At 47.1% G+C, this 14586-nt stretch carries 14 protein-coding genes; all 14 read left to right on the top strand.

The genetic code is table 11. The features are described 5' to 3' along the window. Positions 1 to 91: 91 nt before the first annotated feature. The 14 genes from pspA (at position 92) to IL_RS03655 (ending at position 14586) form a co-directional block, all read left to right on the top strand. On the top strand, positions 92 to 766 hold the full coding sequence (gene pspA, locus IL_RS03720) for a phage shock protein PspA (protein ID WP_011233983.1): 675 nt from the start codon (positions 92 to 94) through the stop codon (positions 764 to 766). A gap of 15 nt (positions 767 to 781) precedes the next feature. Continuing rightward, complete coding sequence (pspB, locus tag IL_RS03715; RefSeq protein WP_011233982.1) at positions 782 to 1024, top strand: envelope stress response membrane protein PspB; 243 nt, start codon at positions 782 to 784, stop codon at positions 1022 to 1024. After that, positions 1021 to 1404 (top strand): envelope stress response membrane protein PspC, encoded by a 384-nt coding sequence (gene pspC / locus IL_RS03710; protein ID WP_011233981.1) that lies wholly within the window; start codon positions 1021 to 1023, stop codon positions 1402 to 1404. The genes pspB and pspC overlap by 4 nt, the downstream gene beginning before the upstream one ends. Further along, on the top strand, positions 1401 to 2774 hold the full coding sequence (locus IL_RS03705) for a YcjX family protein (RefSeq protein ID WP_011233980.1): 1374 nt from the start codon (positions 1401 to 1403) through the stop codon (positions 2772 to 2774). The genes pspC and IL_RS03705 overlap by 4 nt, the downstream gene beginning before the upstream one ends. Beyond that, on the top strand, positions 2771 to 3760 hold the full coding sequence (locus IL_RS03700; RefSeq protein ID WP_011233979.1) for a YcjF family protein: 990 nt from the start codon (positions 2771 to 2773) through the stop codon (positions 3758 to 3760). Before IL_RS03705 ends, IL_RS03700 begins: the two co-directional genes overlap by 4 nt. Positions 3761 to 3867: 107 nt before the next feature. Continuing rightward, positions 3868 to 5094 (top strand): trans-sulfuration enzyme family protein, encoded by a 1227-nt coding sequence (locus IL_RS03695; RefSeq protein WP_011233978.1) that lies wholly within the window; start codon positions 3868 to 3870, stop codon positions 5092 to 5094. 69 nt (positions 5095 to 5163) lie between these two features. Continuing rightward, positions 5164 to 5958 (top strand): phenylalanine 4-monooxygenase, encoded by a 795-nt coding sequence (gene phhA, locus IL_RS03690; protein ID WP_011233977.1) that lies wholly within the window; start codon positions 5164 to 5166, stop codon positions 5956 to 5958. 19 nt (positions 5959 to 5977) lie between these two features. Further along, a complete protein-coding gene (locus tag IL_RS03685; RefSeq protein WP_011233976.1) occupies positions 5978 to 6319 on the top strand; it encodes a 4a-hydroxytetrahydrobiopterin dehydratase in 342 nt (113 codons plus the stop codon). A gap of 115 nt (positions 6320 to 6434) precedes the next feature. After that, a complete protein-coding gene (gene tyrR, locus IL_RS03680) occupies positions 6435 to 8015 on the top strand; it encodes a transcriptional regulator TyrR (RefSeq protein WP_011233975.1) in 1581 nt (526 codons plus the stop codon). Between the two features lie 190 nt (positions 8016 to 8205). Next, on the top strand, positions 8206 to 9279 hold the full coding sequence (gene hppD, locus IL_RS03675) for a 4-hydroxyphenylpyruvate dioxygenase (protein WP_011233974.1): 1074 nt from the start codon (positions 8206 to 8208) through the stop codon (positions 9277 to 9279). After that, complete coding sequence (locus tag IL_RS03670) at positions 9272 to 10402, top strand: homogentisate 1,2-dioxygenase (RefSeq protein ID WP_011233973.1); 1131 nt, start codon at positions 9272 to 9274, stop codon at positions 10400 to 10402. Before hppD ends, IL_RS03670 begins: the two co-directional genes overlap by 8 nt. Before the next feature lie 6 nt (positions 10403 to 10408). Next, positions 10409 to 11434: a fumarylacetoacetate hydrolase family protein gene (locus IL_RS03665; protein WP_011233972.1), complete on the top strand. Its 1026-nt coding sequence runs from the start codon at positions 10409 to 10411 to the stop codon at positions 11432 to 11434. After that, positions 11434 to 12072 (top strand): maleylacetoacetate isomerase, encoded by a 639-nt coding sequence (gene maiA / locus IL_RS03660; protein WP_011233971.1) that lies wholly within the window; start codon positions 11434 to 11436, stop codon positions 12070 to 12072. Before IL_RS03665 ends, maiA begins: the two co-directional genes overlap by 1 nt. A gap of 30 nt (positions 12073 to 12102) precedes the next feature. Then, positions 12103 to 14586: a S9 family peptidase gene (locus IL_RS03655; protein ID WP_011233970.1), complete on the top strand. Its 2484-nt coding sequence runs from the start codon at positions 12103 to 12105 to the stop codon at positions 14584 to 14586.

Genomic DNA, 14586 nt, shown 5'->3' with positions numbered 1-14586 from the left:
AAACAAGTTGTTATGGCATAAATAAAAGTTGGCCTGATATTTGAATAATAAATCATCGAGTTGTTTATTAAACCAGTATGAGGTCATTATTATGGGTATTTTTTCACGTTTTAGCGATATCGTGAACTCCAATATCAATTCTTTATTGGATAAAGCCGAAGATCCGCAAAAAATGGTACGCCTGATTATTCAGGAGATGGAAGATACGTTAGTTGAAGTACGCTCTACGTCAGCGCGCCTGTTAGCTGAAAAGAAAGACATTCAGCGTCAGCAGCAACGGATGGAAAACGAAGTTCAGGACTGGGAAAACAAAGCTGAGCTGGCGTTAACCAAAGAGCGTGATGATTTAGCTCGTCAGGCATTAATTGAAAAGCAAAAAGCACAGCAGGGCGTTGACTCGTTGCAGCAGGAAATGGATCGCGTTAATGAAAACCTGGACAAGCTAAATGATGAAATTGGCCAACTTCAGGAAAAACTGGCCGATGCGAAGTCTCGCCAAAAAGCGATTCTGATGCGTCAGAAGGCGGCCAGCAGTCGCTTGCAGGTTAAGCAACAGGTCGATAGTGGCAAAGTAGATGACGCAATGCAGCGGTTTGACCGCTACGAAGCCAAAATCGATGATTTGGAAGCCCAGGTTGAATCTTATGATATGGGTAAACGGACATTACGTGACGAATTTGCAGAGCTGGAAAACGAGAGTAAAGTGAATGACGAGCTGGAAGCATTGCGTGCTCGTATGAGCTCAAAAACCAAACAAGACTCTTAAAACAGGCTTAAAAAAATGGATATTGAAGCAATACTAGGGATGTTGATGGCGCCGATTATTTTGTTTGTCATTATAGTCGCGCCTATCTGGATCATCCTTCATTACCGCAGTAAACGACAAATGAATCAGGGATTGAACGAGGAAGAAAGGGAATCTTTAGCGTTACTGGCGAATCAGGCAAAACGCATCCGTGAGCGTGTACAGACACTGGAACGTATTCTGGATGCTGACGCTCCGGGCTGGAGGGACAGACAATGAGCGAGAGAAGACCCAAACGAGAACTGCGTCGTGACTCAGAGCGAGGAAAAATTGCAGGTGTTTGTGCTGGTATTGCAGATTACCTGAACCTGGAACCCTGGCTAATACGAGTGGCCTTTGTTACTGGAGTGATTTTTACTAACGGCTCTTTCTTTGTACTTTATATCGCCGGTTGGTTAATTCTGGATAAAAAGCTACCGAATACTGAGCGTCATAATGTTGATGTAAAGACTAAGGTCTGGCAGGGCGGAGAACCGCCGCGTGAAGCTTTTCGCGATATAAAGCGAGAGTTTGATGAACTGGAGCAACAGTTGCAATCAATGGAAAAGTACGTAACCTCAAGTCACTATAATCTTCAACGAGAATTTAATCGTCTGTGAGCCGTTTTCAAAAGCTACAACACCAAACCCGCGACGTTATTCATCGCGGGTTTGATCGTCATATACGTCTGGCTGTAACGGGGTTAAGCGGAGCGGGAAAAACCGCGTTAATCACCGGTTTACTTGAGCAGCTATTATATGCGAATGAAACGCAGCAATTGCCTTATTTTAAGGTGAAGCAACAACAGCGTCTTAATGGCTGTCGTTTGCACACCAGTAGTAACTGGCAAGTCTCGCGTTTTGACTACGAAGGGGCAATAGACTGTTTAACCACAGATGTGCCCCGGTGGCCACAGTCGACACGCGATGTGAGTGAAATACGTGTCGAAATAAAGTATAAGCCGCATCGAGGCTTAGCCGGGCGAGTGCTCGACACTCGTCGGTTAACCCTGGATTTAATTGACTATCCGGGCGAATGGCTGCTGGATTTGCCGCTACTAAAACTGAGCTATGACGAGTGGAGCCAGCAACAGCAGCGCTTACTGAAAGCTGAGTTACGACATAAACTGGCAGAGAGCTGGTTGATTAAGGTGCAGACAGCTGCAAACGCCGCGTCAGAGGATAAACCTGAGCAGCAGATACGTGAACTGGCATCGGGGTATCGCTCTTTTTTACGCCAGTGCCGGGAGCAAAAATTATTATTGTTGCAACCCGGAAGAATGGTATTACCTGGAGAGCTTGAGGGAGCTCCGGCGCTGGAGTTTTTCCCCTGGCCGTTGTCACAGCCAATACCCGATGCCTGGGCGAAACGCTTGCGGGAGAAATACCGTTACTATCAGCAGCATGTGGTGACTCCGTTTTATCAAAAATACTTTAAGCACTTTAATCGGCAGGTTGTGTTAGTTGATGTCCTGCAGGCGTTGCAGAATGGTGAGCATCATTTTGCTGAATTACAGTTGGCAATAAATGAACTGATGAAGAGCTTTTCATATGGCAGTAACAGTTTGCTTAAGCGGTTGATGTCGCCGGTTATTGATAAAGTTGCGCTGGTTGCAACAAAAGCCGACAGCATTGCTCCGCAAGACCATCAAAAACTGACGGATTTACTGCGTGTTATGACGCAGAAGCAGCGTCAGGAGCTGCAGTTTGATCAAATACCGCACCAGGTATTTAGCGTTGCGGGTATTGCCACCAGTCAAATTAAGAAATTAAGTAACGGCACGACAGTTCTGGACGGTATTAATGAGAGCCGTGAGTTTGTGCGGGTGGGTGCACCAGAGGTACCTAAAGCCATACCAACGGCTGCAGACTGGCAACAAGGCTATATTTATCCGCAGTTTTATCCCGGCTTCACTGCGCAGAATTCACCTCTGCCGCATATCCGGCTGGATCAGCTACTTGAATACGTTCTGGGAGATAAACTCAAATGAGTGATCCGCGCAAGTTAACTTACTATTCGGTGGATGAACCGGCAGTTGAAGTTTCTGATATCGATAATACTCCTGAACAAGCCGGATATGAATCGGGAGCCGCACAAGCAGCTGCGAACGCCAAGCCTGGTCGCTGGGGTAAGTGGCTGGCACTGGGTTTAGTGGTTGCTTTAACTGCCGCCGTTATTGAATCGGTATTGATGGTTATTGAGCGTTTTCAACAAAACATATTTTTAGGCAGTTTGTGGGCGGTTGGTTTTGGCGTTATAGCGTTGGCATTATTGAGCTTTATGGTGCGCGAAATCTGGTTGCTGCAAAAGTTGAAACGGCGCTGGAAAAAACAGTCTGACGATCCCAAACCGGAGCAACAGTTGCAGCTTCTGCAGCATCCGGATTTAGAACACCGCTGGCAGCAAATCAAACAACCGTATTGGTCCGTGGATGAAGAACGTGAACGTTTTGAAGTGGATGTCTTAAGCCGTATAGACCAGCAGGCTACCCGTATTACAAGTCGCTGGTCGGCAGAAGCCGCCGCCATGGTGGCAGTGAGCCCCTTCGCCTTGTTGGATATGCTTATCGTTATGTGGCGTAACCAGCGCATGATATCGCGTATTGCCGAGTTGTACGGCGTAAAACTGGGGTATTGGGCCAGAGTTCGCTTATGGCGTCAGGTGTTTGCCAATATTGTTTACGCAGGGCTAAGCGAAGTTGCGGTTGATTTAGGTGCTCAGTGGGTTAGCGCTGAACTATTAACGCGTTTATCAACCCGGGCCGGACAAGGTTTAGGAGCCGGTTTGCTCACCGCCAGACTGGGCTACCAAGTGATTGAATTATGCCGACCTATGCCGTTCGAAAAGGTTAAAAAGCCGGGCTATTTAAAACTGCAAAAAGACTTACTAAGCCAGCTAAAGAGCGTTTTACCTTTTATTTATAAATCGCGTCAGGCAAAGGCTACAGCCACATCTGAGCAGAAAGTGGAAAACTAGCGTTACAGTTGTTTATAGGTTTGACACAGCGCAAAGATTGCCAACTAAGGTAAGCTCGTTGCACTCTGTTGCTCGTTAACAAATTTCTGACAAACGAGCCAAAACGCATGTCTTCTGATTTAAAACCACATAATAATAAATGGCAGCCAGCGACTCAGGTAATTCATGCCGGAGCCGCGCATGATGACCCTCATGGCGCGTTAACCGCGCCACTTTATCAGACCTCGACTTTTCGGTTTTCTTCTGCGGAGCAGGGCACTCGCCGCTTTGCCGGCGAGGAAGAAGGCTATATTTACAGCCGTTTAGGTAACCCGACAACAGCAGAACTGGAGCGCCGGATGGCGTCGCTTGAAGGTTATGAAGCTGCTGCTGCGGCAGCGACCGGGATGGGTGCTATTGCGGCTGCTACTATGGCTTTTGTGCGCAGCGGTGATCATATTGTGGTATCAGATGCCATTTACGGTTGCAGTTTTGCATTGTTCAGTGAGTTGTTTGAGCGCTTCGGCGTCGAAGCTGACTTTATTGATTTAAACAACGAAGGCCTGTTGAAAGAAACCCTGCGTGAGAATACCCGCTTAGTTTTTCTGGAAACCCCGGCTAACCCGCACCTGAAAGTGGTTGATATCGAAAAAGTTCATGCGGTAATTGCTGACTCAGATATTCGTCTGGTGGTGGATAATACCTTTATGACGCCACTGATGCAGCAGCCCAAACGACATGGTGCCGATATTGTTGTGCACAGTGCAACTAAGTTCCTCAATGGTCATGGTGACGTGGTCGCCGGCATTATTTGTGGCAGTGACGACGATATTAACACCATTAAAAGTACAACCTTAAAGGATATGGGCGCCACCATCAGTCCACATGACGCCTGGCTTATACTGCGTGGTCTGAAAACCCTGGATGTGCGCATGCAGCGCCACTGTGAAAACGCCGATGCGGTTTACGATTTTCTGGCCGCGCGGCAGGATATAAAAAAGATTTACTACCCCGGAGCTCCTGACCACGAGGCACAAGCTTTAATGGGTAAACAGATGAGCCGTAACGGGGCGGTTATTGCTTTTGAACTGGAAGGCGATGAAGCGAAAGCACGTTACTTTCTGAATCAATTGCGGATGATAGCTCTGGCAGTGAGTCTGGGCGATGCTGAAACTCTCATTCAGCACCCGGCGTCAATGACGCATTCCCCGTATACGCCGGAGGCTCGTCTTAAGGCGGGGATTTCGGATACATTGATCCGAATTGCGGTAGGCTTAGAAGCAGCAGACGATATTATTGCGGATCTTGAACAGGCGCTGGAGGCCTGCCGTGTGCAGTGGCAGAAGTCCGCGTAATTCTGCGAAAGATGAACTAATAATAACAAAAACGATCAAACATTAATGAGGAAGCAACAAGGCTGAATTATGGGTAAACAAAGTCAATACGTATCAAGGCAACCGGATGAAAACGGTATTATTCAGTGGAGTGACGAAGAAAATCAGGTCTGGAAGGATTTGGTCGAACGTCAGTTGGAATGCATACCGGGTAAAGCTTGCGATGAGTATATGAAGGGACTGGAGTTACTCGACTTGCCGAAGGATCGCTTGCCACAAATGCATGAAATTAATAATGTGCTGGAGAGAGAGACAGGCTGGCAAGTTGCAGCAGTTCCAGCGTTAATTCCATTTGACGAGTTTTTTCGCCTACTGGCAAACAAGCAGTTTCCGGTAGCAACCTTTATTCGCACACGGGAAGAGTTTGATTACTTGCAGGAACCTGATATTTTTCACGAAATATTCGGACACTGCCCACTATTAACCAACCCGGCGTTTGCGCATTTTACTCACCAATACGGTAAATTGGGTTATGCAGCCACACCCAAAGAACGGGTCTATCTGGCTCGCCTGTACTGGTTTACCGTAGAGTTCGGGTTATTGAAAACCGAAGAGGGTATCCGAATTTATGGTGGCGGTATTTTATCGTCTCCGGCTGAAACGGAATACGCCGTTAACAGCGATACGCCAGAGCGCAAACCACTGAAAGCGTTAGATGCGCTACGTACACCGTACCGAATTGATATTATTCAACCTATCTACTACACCATAGAGAGTGTGGACGAGCTGTTTAAGATATCCGATATGGATATCATGTCGCTGGTTCATGAAGCTATGGAGCTAGGGTTGTTTGAACCAAAATTTCCACCAAAAGATGCAGCTTAAGGCAAAGGAGTATTAAAGAATGTCAAACTTGGAAAATGCACGTTGCGAAGCGTGTCATGCAGACGCGCCACAAGTCAGCGATGAAGAGCTGAAAGAGCTGATGCGTGAGATACCTGACTGGACGCCGGTAACAAACGACAACGTTATGATGTTGCAGCGCGAATTTAAGTTTAAAAACTTTAAGCAGGCGCTGGCTTTTACTAACCGAGTAGGTGACCTTGCTGAGGAAGAAAAACATCACCCTGAGCTGGTGACTGAATGGGGCAAAGTAACGGTTACCTGGTGGACCCACGCTATTAACGGTTTGCATAAAAATGACTTTATTATGGCGGCAAAAACCGACAGTGTAGTTGACGCTTAGCCAGCTTTGTCGATGAACTGCATGGAACCCCGGTCTATTGGCCGGGGTTTTTGTTTTTTAAGCGGGAACAATAGTGTATTATTTGCTTTACATTTAGTTCAATGCAGTAGGGTTTATGCGACTTGAGATAACTTGTGATGACCGTCTGGGTATCTGTCAGGATGTTCTGCAAATTTTGCGAGACCACGAAATTGATTTACGTGGCATTGAAGTCGATCCTAAAGGAAAAATCTTCCTAAATTTTCCTGAATTAGCCTTCGATGATTTTCGGCATTTGATGCCTCAGATTCGTCGCATTCCCAATATTATTGACGTAAAAACCATTCCTTACATGCCGTTTGAACGCGAGCATTATGAATTTAGTTTGCTGTTAAGTACCTTGCCGGATCCGGTTCTTTCTATTGATAGTAAAGGTCATATCGACATTATCAATGACGCCGGTTTACGTTTATTAGCGGGTCAGGAAGACAGCCTTAAAGGTGAGCCGCTGATGCAGTATGTGCATGGTATCTCGCTACAACGCTGGCTGGATAAAAAGCCCCGTGACCCTATTTACGAGGCCGTGACCATAGGCAATTCAGAGTACTACGCTCAATTACTTCCTATCTGGGTTAACGACGAAGAAGGCAGTACGGCGTTTGCCGGTGCGGTAATGACTTGTAAGTCAGAGCCCGTAACAGCAACCTGGCAGAGTCAGACTAATGAGAAAGCCTTTGAACGTCTGTTGACCGATAACAGCACTATGAAGCGCGTGATTAAAGATGCTCAGCGTATGGCAGAGCTTGACGCGCCGCTGTTAATCGAAGGTGAAACGGGTGTTGGTAAAGAGCTGTTGGCAAAAGCCTGTCATTTAGCCAGCCAGCGTCAGGATAAACCCTTTTTAGCCATAAATTGTGCGGCACTACCGGACAATGTTGCTGAGAGCGAACTGTTTGGTCATGGCGAAGGCAGCATAAGTAGCCAGAGCACTCGTAAAACCGGGGTCCTGGAACAATCTGCCGGGGGCACAGTATTACTGGACTCAGTCAGTGAAATGTCTATTGGCCTGCAGGCAAAATTACTACGCTTTTTAGAAGACGGTGTGTTTCGCCGCATTGGCGAAGAGCAGGAAGTGAGCGTAGACGTGCGAGTTATTTGCACAGCCCAGGGTAACCTATACGAACTCGTTGAAAACGGCGAATTTCGCGAAGACTTGTATTATCGGCTAAACGTCCTGGCACTGAATGTTCCGCCGCTGCGTGAACGCAAAAGCGATATTTTATTGTTGGCAGAGCATTTTGTGACTCAGGCTTGTAAGAAGCTCGGGCGCAGTCAGGTAAGTTTAAGCCGGGCGGCGAAAGAGCGGCTCAAGCGTTACCAGTGGCCGGGCAACGTGCGCCAGCTGGAGAACACTATGTTTCGTTCGGTTTCAATGATAGAAGGTTATACGCTGGAGCCCGCGGATATCCGTTTGCCTGAGTTGAATCAGGAAGATGACCAGCTAGCACTGGATATTGACGATATGAGCCTGGACGATGCAGTTCGCCGTTTTGAAAGCCACGTACTACGCCGTTTGTATCCGAGTTTCCCCAGTACAAGGCAACTGGCAAAACGTTTAGGGCTTTCCCATACCGCAGTGGCTAATAAATTACGCGATTATGGCATTGGTAAGCAACGCAGTGGTCGCGCCCGTAAAGCAGAACAGACAAAAAAGTAGTCTTGTAACAAAAGCTTTACAAGTTAAACAGGCTGTACCTTGATCCAGAGCAAGTGTTCAGCCTGTACATTAAACTTTACGTTTTAACCTTAACTTCAGCAATTTGCTATCTTCTCCTCTTATTCGCCTTTTCCCCACAACTACCGCTACAGTCATGGTGTTAACAACCGAATAATAAGAGGAAGTAACCATGACAGATAAAATGATTAATCCGTTAAATACAGACGGTTTTGAGTTCGTTGAGTATACCGCTCCGGACGAGAAAGGCATTGATGCGTTAAAAGATTTGTTCGATAAACTGGGTTTCACTGAAGTGGCTAAGCACAAGAGCAAGCAGGCCTGGTTGTACAAGCAGAACGACATTAATTTCATTATTAACGCTGAACCGGGTGGGCAGGCTGAAGAGTTTGCGAAAGACCATGGTCCGAGTGTCTGTGGTATGGCATGGCGTGTGGAAGACGCTGAGCATGCGTTAAAGCATTCACTTGATAACGGTGCTAAAGCATTCCCTGCTGATAAAGGCGTTGTTGAAGGTGTTCCGGCAGTGTTCGGTATTGGCGAAAGTGCGTTGTATTTTGTCGACAACTACGAAAACCATGAAATTTATAAGCAGCATTTCGACTTCTATGAAAACTGGGAAGCGAAAATGAGCGGGCACGCCGCTGGTCTGTTTGAAATTGACCACCTGACGCACAACGTATTCCGCGGCAACATGGATACCTGGGCTGGCTTCTATGAGCGCATTGGTAACTTCCGTGAAATTCGTTACTTTGATATTGAAGGCAAACTGACAGGCCTGTTAAGCCGAGCGATGACAGCACCTTGCGGTAAGATCCGTATTCCAATTAATGAATCTCACGATGACAAATCGCAAATTGAAGAGTACTTAAAAGAGTACAAAGGCGAAGGTATTCAGCACATTGCTTTAACCAGTGACAATATCTACAAAACCGTAAAAGACCTGCGTTCTATTGGCATGGACTTCATGGATACGCCGGAAACTTACTACGAGAAAGTGAATGAGCGCGTTGAAGGGCATCAGGAAGATTTAGAAGCGTTACGCGAGCAGCGCATTCTAATTGACGGTGCGCCAATGAAAGATGGCATTTTACTGCAAATCTTTACTCAAACCGTCATTGGTCCGGTGTTCTTTGAAATCATTCAGCGTAAAGGCAACGAAGGTTTTGGCGAAGGTAACTTCAAAGCATTATTCGAAAGCATTGAAGAAGATCAGATCCGCCGGGGAGTGTTAAGCGATGCGTAAATGGATCAGCTTTCCGAAACAGGTGGGCAAGTCATCTCGACAGGCCCACGCTGATTTTCCGGAGCAAGCCATTTATGAACGTGAAGCTGGTCGTAGTGGCTTTTTCGGTCCGGCCACGCATTTTCACCATCAGCATGCTCCGACCGGTTGGTCGGAGTGGCGTGGGCCTCTGCGTCCACGGGCTTTTGATTTTAACAAGCTAGAAGCCATAGCTCCGGAAAACCCCTGGTTAACGCCTGACTTATTGCACAATAATAACTGCCGTTTTCGTTTATGGCATTGCCATAGCAAAATGGATTATTTAGTGCGTAATGCCGACGGCGATGATTTGCTCTTTGTGCACGAAGGTAGTGGTCATCTGCATTGTGACTACGGGCATATTCACCTGGTGAAAGGGGACTACTTCTTAATTCCCCGTTCTACTAACTGGCGTCTTGAGCCTGATGAGACCATGCAGTTGTTGATGATTGAGGCAACTAATGGCTCTTATAGCCTGCCGGAGAAAGGTCTGGTGGGTAATCATGCTATTTTTGACCCGGCAGTTCTGGATACGCCGGATATCGATGAGGCATTTCAGGCACAATACAGTGAAGAACAGTGGCAGGTGTATGTAAAACGTCATCAGCAGGTGTCGGTTATTACTTACCCTTATAACCCACTGGATGCGATAGGCTGGCACGGAGAATTAGCTCCGGTTCGTTTGAACTGGCGCGATATCCGGCCGTTAATGAGTCATCGTTATCATTTGCCGCCGTCGGCGCACACGACTTTTGTGGCTGACCGTTTCGTGGTCTGTACTTTTGTGCCGCGTCCTATCGAGTCAGATCCGGGCGCATTAAAAGTGCCTTTCTACCATAATAATGATGATTACGACGAAGTGCTGTTCTATCACGAAGGTGACTTTTTCAGTCGTGATAATATCGACCGCGGTATGGTAACCTTCCATCCGGCAGGCTTTACTCATGGCCCACACCCGAAAGCATTTAAAGCCGGGCGTGAGCACAAAAAGAAATTCACAGACGAAGTTGCGGTTATGCTTGATACCCGCGATGCCTTGCAAGCAAGTGATGAGGCTTTAGCGGTTGAAAACCCGGACTACGTCTACAGTTGGCAGGAGAAATAACAACTTATGAAACTCGCCACATACAGAAATGGTACTCGTGACGGCCAGTTAATGGTTGTCAGCAGGAATTTAAATGCAGCAGTAGCGGTTCCTGCTATTGCGTCTTGCATGCAAGAGTTGCTCGACAACTGGGACGGTATTGCACCTAAGCTCGAAAAAATCTATCAGCAGCTTAACGACAGCGACGTGGATGGCAGTATCCAGTTCGATGAAGCTTTATGTGAGTCGCCTCTGCCTCGTGCGTATCAGTGGGCCGATGGCAGCGCCTATGTAAACCACGTTGAATTAGTACGTCGTGCACGCGGTGCCGAGATGCCACCGAGCTTCTGGGAAGATCCTTTAATGTATCAGGGCGGTTCTGATGACTTCTTAGCACCTTACGATGATATTGAAATGGGCAGCACTGAATGGGGCATCGATTTTGAAGGCGAAATTGCCATTATTACCGATGATGTACCAATGGGTGTTGATGCTAAGACCGCCGGGCAGCATATTAAATTATTGATGTTGGTTAATGACGTTTCGTTACGCGGACTTATTCCGGGCGAGCTGGGCAAAGGTTTTGGCTTTTTCCAGAGTAAACCATCCTCAGCTTTTTCGCCGGTCGCAGTAACACCAGACGAACTGGGCGACGCATGGAAAGCTAACAAGGTACATTTACCACTATTGTCAGAGTACAACGGTAAAGCCTTTGGTAAACCTAACGCCGGCGAAGACATGACCTTTGACTTTGGCCAGTTGGTCGCTCATGCAGCGAAGACTCGTCACTTAGGGGCCGGTGCCATTATTGGCTCGGGTACAGTTTCCAATAAGCAGGGAACTGACCACGGAACCTCTATTGAAGAAGGTGGTGTTGGTTACAGCTGTATCGCTGAAGTGCGTATGATTGAAACCATTCGTGATGGCAAGCCGGCGACACAGTTTATGCAGTTTGGTGACACCATTAAAATGGAAATGAAAGATGATGGTGGCCAGTCAATATTCGGCACCATTAACCAAAAAGTTGTTCAATACGAAGGTCCTGAAAAGTGATGAAACTATACGGCTACTGGCGCTCAAGCGCCAGTTACCGGGTTCGTATTGCGTTAAACCTCAAAGGGCTGGCGTACGAGTACGAACCGGTGCATTTAGTTAAAGACGGCGGACAACAGCACAGTGAGGCTTATCGAAAGCTTAATCCTGCGCGCTTGGTTCCTACTTTTATAGATGGTGACGTTAGGTTAAATCAGTCTTTAGCCATTATTGAGTATCTGGAAGAGTGCTATCCAAAGAAACCTTTATTGCCCTCCGCTCCAGCTGACAAAGCCAGAGTCAGAGCCTTGGCTTATGATTTAGCCTGCGAACTGCAACCTGTTACAAACTTACGAGTGCTACAGTACTTAACCGGTGAGCTGAATTGCAGTGACGAACAACGTTCAGCCTGGATAGCTAACTGGGTAGAACGAAGTTTTACCGCATTTGAACAGCGGCTTACCGAGTATGCAGGTGATTATTGCTATGGTAATTCGGTAACATTGGCTGATATCTGTTTGATACCTCAGGTATACAATGCACAACGCTTTAATTTGGACTTAACGGCATATCCAACTTTAATGGCGGTGCATGAACGTTTGCAGGCGCTTGACGCAGTGCAACAGGCTCGGCCTGAAAATCAAGCGGATGCACAGTAATCCAGGGATCCTAAAAAGGAAAATAATAATATGGTGAAGTCACGTCTGGTGATGGCCATTGGGGCGGCATTGTTTGTCGCCTCTTGCGCATCAACCTCTCCTCAGAATACGAATACTGCTGACACGCAGAAAAACACCCCGACCTTACAAGCTAACTCTCTTGCCAGTGCGCAGGGAACCGCCGCTCTCACCATGGAACAAATTATGGCTGATCCGGACTGGATGGGACGTTTCCCGGAGCAGGCTTTCTGGAGTATGGATGGTGAGGACATTCTTTTTTATCAAAAGCGCGAAGGCAGCGACATTCGTGACTTAATGATGCTGGAAAATGGTGCCGGTGAACCACAGAAAGTGGCTATAGAAAACCTGCATCAGTACGTTGCCGATGAAAAAGTGCATGCAGCGGATGACAGCTTTTTAGCTTATACCTTTGAAGGCAATATTTTTGTTCGTTTTAATGACGGCAGTCTCCGTCAATTAACCCGTGACGATGCTCGCCAGCATAATCTACAGCCTATGACCAATGGGCAGTTGAGCTACCAACAAGATAATAACTTTTTTGTTATTGATGTGAACTCGGGGTTAAGCCGCCAGGTTGCTTCATTAGCTTTTAAAGAAAAGCCTAAGGCAAACGAAGAACCGAAGGATTACCTTGCTCGTGAAGAACAAGAGTTAATTCAGTTTGTGCAAAAAGAGCGTAAGGCATCGGAAGAACGTTTTGCTCAGCGTTCCAACTTACATGCGCAAAACTCAACCTTAGCGCCTAAGCCTTTCTACTTACCTGAAAATAAAGAGTTGGTGTCGGCCAGTTTGTCACCAAAAGGCGACTTTTTGCTGGTGGCTATTACTGAGCCGCAAAGCTGGCGTGATGAAGGCGATATTATGCCAAACTACATCAGTGAAGACGGCCGCGTAAAAAGTGAGAACGTGCGTCGCCGTGTTGCTGATGCCAAGCCTGTTGAACACCAATTGGTTTTACTCAATTTAAGCGACGGCAGCCAGTCGACGCTAACCTACAACACGTTACCAGGCTGGAATGAAGATGTTTTGGCAGAAGTGAAGCGCGAAAATCTTGAGGCAGAAGGCGAAAGCTACACCTCTGAAGAGAAGCCGCGCCCAATAACTCTGATGTCCGACTGGGGTTGGGATAACGGTGCTATTCAGTGGAACGCTGAAGGAACTGAAGTTGCGGTGATGCTGGAAGCCTGGGATAACAAAGATCGCTGGCTTGCTACTGTTGATACTGCCGGTAAAAAACTGGTTTCTCAAGACCGCTTACACGACGATGCATGGATCAATTACACTCACAACGAGTTTGGTTGGTTAAACAGCAGTGAGTTGTGGTTCATGTCCGAGGCTGATGGTTATTCACAGTTGTATGCGACGAGCATTGATGGCAGTACGCGCCAGTTAACTAAAGGTCATTATGTTGTCGAGTCTGCCGACTTAAATCGTAGCGGAGACTATCTGTATTTTCAGGCGAACATTGAACATCCTGGTATCTACGAAGTGTACCGGGTGAAAACCGATGGTAGCGGCGAACCGGAAGCTTTGACTGACCTTGATGGTATGACCGCATTTGAGCTCAGCCCTGAAAGTGACGAGCTGTTGCTGACTCATTCAACACCGTTAATGCCACCTGAGCTTTATCATAAAGCTGTAGACTCATCTCAAACACCGAAGCGCCTGACACATACGGTTTCGGAAAAGTTCCTGAGTATTGACTGGACTGCGCCGGAACTGGTCGGGGTTGAGTCTTCTCATGTTGATGAGCCTATTTATACCCGCATCTATAAGCCTGAAGGTTTTGATGAACACAGAGCCGAAGAATATCCTGCGGTTGTGTTCATTCACGGTGCCGGTTATTTGCAGAACGCGCATATGGGTTGGTCAGGCTATTTCCGCGAGTTCATGTTCCACAGCTTACTGAATAAAAATGGCTATGTGGTTGCAGACCTCGACTATCGCGGTTCAAAAGGTTACGGACGCGACTGGCGTACCGCTATTTATCGTCAAATGGGAACGCCGGAAGTTGAAGACCTGGTCGACGTTGCTACTTACTTAGAAAATGACTTGAACGTTGATGGCGACAAGTTAGGAACCTATGGCGGTTCTTATGGTGGCTTTTTGACTTTTATGGCTTTGTTTAAAGAGCCAGGTTTATTTGAGGCTGGTTCTGCTTTGCGTCCGGTGACTGACTGGGCTCATTATAACACCAGCTATACCTCAAACATTCTGAATTTACCGCAGGACGATGCTATTGCGTATCGTCGCAGTTCCCCTATCTACTTTGCTGAAGGTTTAGAAGATGCGCTGCTTATCAACTCTCCGATGGTTGATGACAATGTGTTTTTTCAGGACAGTGTTCGCCTTGTGCAGCGTTTAATTGAGCTGAAGAAAGAAGACTGGGAAACGGCAATTTATCCGGTGGAACCGCACGGTTTCCGTCAGCCTGAAAGTTGGCTGAACGAATACCGTCGGATTTTTAAGTTGTTTGAAGAAAACCTGAAGTAA

The sequence above is a fragment of the Idiomarina loihiensis L2TR genome (assembly GCF_000008465.1).
Lineage (GTDB): Bacteria > Pseudomonadota > Gammaproteobacteria > Enterobacterales > Alteromonadaceae > Idiomarina > Idiomarina loihiensis.
The sequence above is the reverse complement of the archived record's forward strand: the minus strand, read 5'-3'. Positions and strand labels throughout refer to the sequence as shown.